At 77.2% G+C, this 1,318-nt stretch carries 2 pseudogenes; both read left to right on the top strand.

The window, feature by feature from the left end:
- Nucleotides 1–349 (top strand): annotated as a pseudogene (locus AN218_RS19900) (hypothetical protein); the annotation flags it as partial.
- A pseudogene (locus AN218_RS36845) lies at nucleotides 346–1,318 on the top strand (ATP/GTP-binding protein); the annotation flags it as partial. The pseudogenes AN218_RS19900 and AN218_RS36845, both read left to right, overlap by 4 nt.

The raw sequence follows: 1,318 nt of genomic DNA, 5'->3' as shown, positions 1-1,318 counted from the left end.
CGGGGTGCCGGTCGCCGGGGACGGACGGCGGGCGGACGCGGCGATCCAGCGGATCCTGGAGAAGGCCGCGCCCCACGGAAAGGTGGCGGCGGGCGTCCAGCGCCGCGCCGTACAGGCCGCCTGGTCTGCCTGGCGCTCGAAGGTCGGCGGCGCTGCCACGGCCCGGGACCGCTACCGCTTCACGCGGATGCGGCTGCGGGCCGGCATCGCCCGCACGACCGCCGGCCACGGCCGCCTGGTCGTGCATCTGGTGTGGGCCGGGGCGGACCCGCGCGGGGAATACCGCGATGACCGCACCGCCCGGATGCCGGTGAAGAAGGTCCACGGCCGGTGGAAGGGCGTGCGGTGACCGCGGCGAGCGGCGCGACCGCGCTGACCGCGACGGCCGCCGGGGCGCTGCTGCCGCTGGCCGGTCTCATCGACTCCTCCGTGGGTCTGCTGCGCGGCCTCTTCGCGGCGGTGCTGTGGGTCGTGGAGCACCCGCTGCCCGTCGTCGCCGGATGTGCGCTGGCGGCCGGCGGGGTGGAGATGGCCGTACGGCGCCTGGCCCAGGCCGCGTCGCGGAAGCGGGTGCGGCTGCGGCTGGTCCCCTCCCCCTCGTTCGACCCGGACGGCGAGCAGTTGTGGCGCTCGGCGACCGCCTGGTCGACGGCGGCCGCCTCGGGCCCGTGGTGGGCGCCGCGCCGCTCCAAGGCGCTGCGGGTGCTGCTGCGGGCCGACGGGACGCGGCCGCTGGACTACTTCGTCGAGGCGCCGGTCTCGGCGCGGCATCTGCTGACGGTGCCCGCGCTGCGGGGCGTACGGGTGGAGGACGTGGAGCGCACCCGCGTCAAGGAGTCCCGGTTCACCGCGCGGGCGGAGTTCACGGTGCGGGGCGCGCCGGTGGGGCGGCTGCGGGAGGTGCCGCTGGACCCGGATCCGCTGCAGCCGATCGTGGACGCGGTCGCGACGCTGCGCTCGGATCTGGGAGAGAGCGTCGAGGTGGCGCTGGATATGCAGCCGATTCCGCGGTGGCGGATCCGGCTGCGGCGCTGGCAGCGCATGAGCGAGGCCCGCGCGGAGGCGCGTGCGCAGGCGCGGCGGGATGCGCGGCATGCGGCGGTGGGGGCGCGGGATGCGGAGGACTCCTTCCGGCACCAGTTGGCGGCCGTGCTGGGGGACCGGCAGCCGCGTTCGCCGCGGCTGGACATGCCGGTGCGGCCCCGGCCGGTCGACGCCGCCCGGGCGCTGGGGAAGCTGGAGGAGTCGACCGGGCTGGTGCGGGTGCAGTTGCTGGTGCGGTGCTCGGCGGACCGGGACGGTAAGGCGCAGCAGCGGC

Source organism: Streptomyces nanshensis (assembly GCF_001751255.1).
Taxonomy (GTDB): Bacteria; Actinomycetota; Actinomycetes; order Streptomycetales; family Streptomycetaceae; genus Streptomyces; species Streptomyces nanshensis_A.
This window is presented reverse-complemented; position numbering and strand designations above follow the sequence as displayed.